This window comes from Heliobacterium chlorum, assembly GCF_014502795.1.
GTDB lineage: Bacteria > Bacillota > Desulfitobacteriia > Heliobacteriales > Heliobacteriaceae > Heliobacterium > Heliobacterium chlorum.
Genome location: NZ_JACVHF010000059.1, coordinates 1 through 4,624, shown reverse-complemented (window position 1 = coordinate 4,624; position 4,624 = coordinate 1). Strand labels below are relative to the sequence as shown.

Annotated in this window: 6 protein-coding genes and 1 pseudogene; 3 read left to right on the top strand and 4 right to left on the bottom strand. The window is 39.2% G+C overall.

What is annotated here, in order from left to right; all coding sequences use genetic code 11:
* Positions 1-66: pseudogene (locus H1S01_RS22775) on the top strand (zinc-binding protein); the annotation flags it as partial.
* 439 nt (positions 67-505) lie between these two features.
* Here H1S01_RS22775 and H1S01_RS19550 read toward each other — a convergent pair.
* Together H1S01_RS19550 and H1S01_RS19545 are read right to left on the bottom strand one after the other, a co-directional pair.
* Positions 506-841 carry a L,D-transpeptidase gene (locus H1S01_RS19550; RefSeq protein ID WP_188042064.1) on the bottom strand — a complete coding sequence of 112 codons (336 nt, stop codon included), beginning with the start codon at positions 839-841 and terminating at the stop codon, positions 506-508.
* Positions 842-880: 39 nt separating this feature from the next.
* Entirely contained in the window at positions 881-1,084 is a 204-nt protein-coding gene (locus tag H1S01_RS19545) for a hypothetical protein (protein WP_188042063.1), read from the bottom strand.
* A 500-nt stretch (positions 1,085-1,584) separates the two neighbouring features.
* Here H1S01_RS19545 and H1S01_RS19540 point away from each other — a divergent pair, with 500 nt between their 5' ends.
* Entirely contained in the window at positions 1,585-1,995 is a 411-nt protein-coding gene (locus H1S01_RS19540; protein WP_188042062.1) for a hypothetical protein, read from the top strand.
* Between the two features lie 410 nt (positions 1,996-2,405).
* Positions 2,406-2,963 carry a CBO0543 family protein gene (locus H1S01_RS19535; RefSeq protein ID WP_188042061.1) on the top strand — a complete coding sequence of 186 codons (558 nt, stop codon included), beginning with the start codon at positions 2,406-2,408 and terminating at the stop codon, positions 2,961-2,963.
* Between the two features lie 65 nt (positions 2,964-3,028).
* On the opposite strand, the gene H1S01_RS19530 is transcribed toward H1S01_RS19535, so the two are convergent.
* Positions 3,029-4,015, bottom strand: coding sequence for a ParB/RepB/Spo0J family partition protein (locus tag H1S01_RS19530; RefSeq protein ID WP_188042060.1), 987 nt, complete (start codon positions 4,013-4,015; stop codon positions 3,029-3,031).
* Between the two features lie 131 nt (positions 4,016-4,146).
* On the bottom strand, positions 4,147-4,506 hold the full coding sequence (locus H1S01_RS19525) for a hypothetical protein (protein ID WP_188042059.1): 360 nt from the start codon (positions 4,504-4,506) through the stop codon (positions 4,147-4,149).
* Positions 4,507-4,624: the final 118 nt, after the last annotated feature.

Here is a 4,624-nt window from a genome sequence, read left to right as displayed (position 1 = left end):
CGTGGTGACAAACCGGTATACTGCCGTGACTGCTTCCAACCCCAACCTCGCAGCAACCGCTGGTAATATCCTAACAAACAAGAAGCTCACCTTAACCGGTGGGCTTTTTTGCTGTGTTATTTTCTGCTTAAAGTGACGCCAGTTGATGCCACGTTGAAGATAACCGTTACTCCCCTACTCTGTTACTACGTCATTACACGGTAAGGACGTTGTGGGGCCGAGTGTGGCGGTCTGGTTACGGTTGGTCAGATATATCAGTTATTACCGTTGTAGGGAACGTGGGCCGGTACGGCCATCATGTGGACCTCTTCCCTGCCTTGTTAACCGGTAATGAAACAACCGTAAAGAGGCCGCAGGTTCGAATCCTGTCGCCCCGACCATGAGTTAGCTGGGGTGTTATAATAATAGGCGGTTGTTACGGTTAGGATTTGACGCCTAGGGTGGTTTGAATTTGCTATAGTTTAGGCCCAGGAGATGAGAGATGTCCTGGGCCTTTTTTGTGTGTTCAACTACTTATAACCACAGGTGTTCCAACAGGAACAATTCTGGATAACTCAAGTACGTCCCTGTTGTACATTCGAATACAACCATGGGAAACGGCTTGGCCGATTGAACTCGGATCGTTTGTACCGTGAATACCGTAGCTAGGTTTGCTCAGACCCATCCACATCGAGCCATAAGGACCTCCTGGATTGGGTTGTTTATTTATAATAGTAAGTCTTCCGGTTGGTGTAGGTGTTACTATCCTTCCGACAGCAATCGGATATGTTTTCTTTAATTGATTGTCCTGATATAAATATAATTGCCGTTTACTAATCGACACGTTAATTTGGTAAGGCATTAAATCATCACTCGCTTTTACTTTTCTTTGAATTATGGTTTAGGTGATGAGTAAATTACTTGTATGATTACGGTAACGCATATCTTGGTTACTACGTATATTGTATTGAAAATCTAAGCCTTCTAAGAATATATGAGGGGGGGAACTCGATGTCTGAACATGAGGATGGACATTCTTATCAATTTTCTTCACAACAGCCGATTTCACCATATTACCCACCATACTTTCCGTTGCCTTATCCATATTTTTCACCTTTCTCCTTTTATCCACCGTATTATCGACCCTATCCTTATTACCCGCCATTTTATCCTTATCCACGTCGACGTTATTGAGAGGAGATTAGTAATAAGACTGCCGGAAGTAATACCTCCGGCAGTTTGGAACATCATTGAGTTTTAACCCCCGTTGCGACGGCGGCAACGTACACGAATAACTGCTCTATCGCCTTCATTAAGTGTAATCCTAACAACACGAACGGCCATGTGAGTCCCTCCTTTCGTGTGGATTCTTTATTACTGTACTCGTTTTTGCCGTAATTCGTGAAATTCTTATGTAGTTAAGCCAGAGGTTTTCTTGTAAGTGCTGATTAAATTAATAACCAACCGCTGTATAAGCGGTTTTTTTACTTTATCCAAACAAAAAGGAAGAGTCGCAGCCAATCATCCGTTTCCATTTTAACCCAAAGTCCATATTATAAATTGAAGGGTTTATTTTCACTATCTGAGTAAAGGGGGCTTTTAAAAATGGACGAAGAAGCTCTTTCTATCGGATCTCGGTGCATTTTCAAAGTAAACGGAAAATTTTTTTTATTGGCTGAGATTGAAGCAAAAGTACCGGGAGTTGAAATTGATCCAATTGTTATCATAAGAATTACTAATACTCAAGCTAGAAGACTGCTTAATGACGGCGTAAAACTATGTCGTATCAGAAATAACCGTCCAATAGCAATGCCCGGATTTGAAGTAGAATTTAAGTGTATTTTCATCGATGGCAAAAAAGCGTTCCGTATATTCGACATTGAAAACAGTACGGATGAGGCAGTGCTGGTTCGCACTCCTTTGGATCGTGCATTAAGGCTCATTCGCCAGGGTGCCAGACGATGCACCGTTATTCGGAGACCCTTCCCGAATATACCGCTTCCATGGGATGAATAACTTAGTTTTATATCATTAGGATCTTTCATGCTATTAGGTTCAGGAAGTAAAGTCCTGGACCTATTTGTCTTAATAATCTGGTATGAAATTATTTTTCGCGGGGGAACCTTTATCATACGTTGTGCAAGAAGGTAGGGTTAAAATGGTTACTGACGCTATGCTTTTGGACGCACGAATCTTGTTTAACCAACTATCATTACAGCATTACCTATAATCCGAAATCTTTTCAAGAGGCTGGTGGTTTATCGTCGGTATGCTGGTGGTTCTTTATTACACATGGTGGAGACTCCTTGATATTGGTGGTTCAACTAATTTTTAAGGTTAGGTATCTCTAGTTGGGTGGGAAGGGGTGTGCTGATAATTCTGGTACTCTAGGAAACTCGTCGTATTCCGGTTTATGGAGTGATTTAGTGATCGATAAGGTTATTGAGCACGTCATTAATGACAGCGTCATCATTTCACAAATGAACAGTGAATACATCACGTTATGGAAAGAAAACGTTTTTCTTACTAGTAGATGGTGGATTACTGTAGCATTGCTTATACTACCATGGATAATCTGGTTAACGTTTCGAAAGAGAGAAAGTACCCACAGATTGCTATATGCTGGTTTTTGGGTGTACTTAATAAGTTCTATTCTAGACGCTGCCGGAGTCGCATTCGGCTTGTGGTGTTATGTAGTCACACCACTTCCCTATCTTCACTCATTTTTTCTCCCATGGGATGGTTCTGTTCTTCCTGTAGTCGTAATGCTTATGATTCAAATTAAGCCTAAACTTCCCTCTTATTTGAAAGCGGCTATATTTGCACTGGGTAGTTCGTTTATTGCCGAACCGTTGGCAATATGGGTAAAAATATATCAGCCACTTACATGGCGACACTATTATGGAGTACCTATCTATTTCGTGATTTATTTACTGGCACACTGGATGAGTAAGAGAAAAGAATTCAAGAGAATTCAAGAATGATATAAACAAGCGTTCGGCAGTGGTTAGGCCGGACGCTTGTTTAAATATAATTTATACATTTTTAATTAACATGTGGGTGGAGAATACCCGGTTATATGGTTATTATCATCCTTACAGGAATATGCTTGATGTTTCCTTCTGAATCTAGTTATTCTTTTAATGTATGCTAATCCAATAGCTTTAGCTATTTCTAAAAAAATAGATATAATATCCTTTTTTTGTTCACTCTCAAAGTTATAGAAGGCAGCTACTTCATCCGAATTTAGAATATTTCCTAGTTTTTCTTTAAGATTTAAATATTTATCATAATCGTTACTGTTTACTTTTTTGCTAGCTTGTTTATTTACTTGATTAAAAATCTCCTCTTGAAATTTGTCGACAAAGTCTACATGTTCTATAGTTTTTCGAATATATTCCTTTTGAATTTCTTCATCTGCGTCAATGAACTTAACATTTCTAACAATTTTGTCAATTGACTTAAAGTGACTGCGGTTAAACATTTTGTTATCATACATATTAACAAGCCATTGTTTAATACCGTCAGATACAGGAAGTGACTCAATCATATAATGAAGTTCTTTAATTTTTTGATTTTTTCCTTTTGAAGTCCCACCTTCTGTACCTGGTTCCTTTGCTTTTACATCCTTGTATTTTGAGTACTTAACTACAGTCTTTTTGCTAAGACCTGTTCGTTTAGAAATTTCGTCCAAAGATAAGCGTTCTTTAATTAAATCAGTTACCATAGTCTTAATTTCATATGGAGTATAACTCTTCTTCTGCAGATCGGCTTTAATACGATGTACTATCCGGTTAACTTTTCCTGAATCGGGACGAACGATGCATTCAGCGTCCTTACCTAAGATTTTCAAACACCTTAAACGTCTATATCCTAAAACCAGTATGTAGTGGTTTTTCGATATTTGCTCTACACACAGAGGATCTGTAAGGCCATTATTCTCTATATCTTGACAAAGAGTGGTTATATCGTCATCTAATCTTTCAAATTCTATATCAATTTGATTAAGGGGTATCACACGATAAGTAAAACTCATTGTTGTGCACCCTTTCACTTCTTTTCTTTAAGAAATGAATACTCGTGCACAAATTGTTATATTACAAGGGACAAGTTTGAAATTAAAATATTTTTGAATTATATTGAAGTAAATTGTCGGACAAGCTTAGGTTAATTCTGTAAGGCCTCTAGAATTACCCCAAATCCAAACCTCGACAACCCCCACTCCCGACAGATATAATCATCGCCATACTTCTTCCGCCACTTAGGCAATAGTTGGATATGTTGCTCGTACTTCATCCGATCAAACACTTCAAAAGGTACCAACTCCTCAAATAATGAGTAGGTGATTAACGGCCCCGGACGCCGGTAGTCACGTTTGGCTTTGCCCGACATCCGATCGGATGGCATGACCATGCTGCCGACACGGCCCAGTCGGGAGGCACGGCCACGGATGCCGGAGGCTGTGGTTTTCTTTTCTTTTACTTCTGAGTAGTATAAATGTTCAATTTCTGTATCAAGCATATCCATAGTCTTCCTCCATAGGAAACATCTCAAGTACTATCTGCTCTTTTAAACGCACATTCGACACCCCTACTATGCGCCTCTAACAAATTAAACTAAAGAAAAGTGGCAAATAGGCAAGATT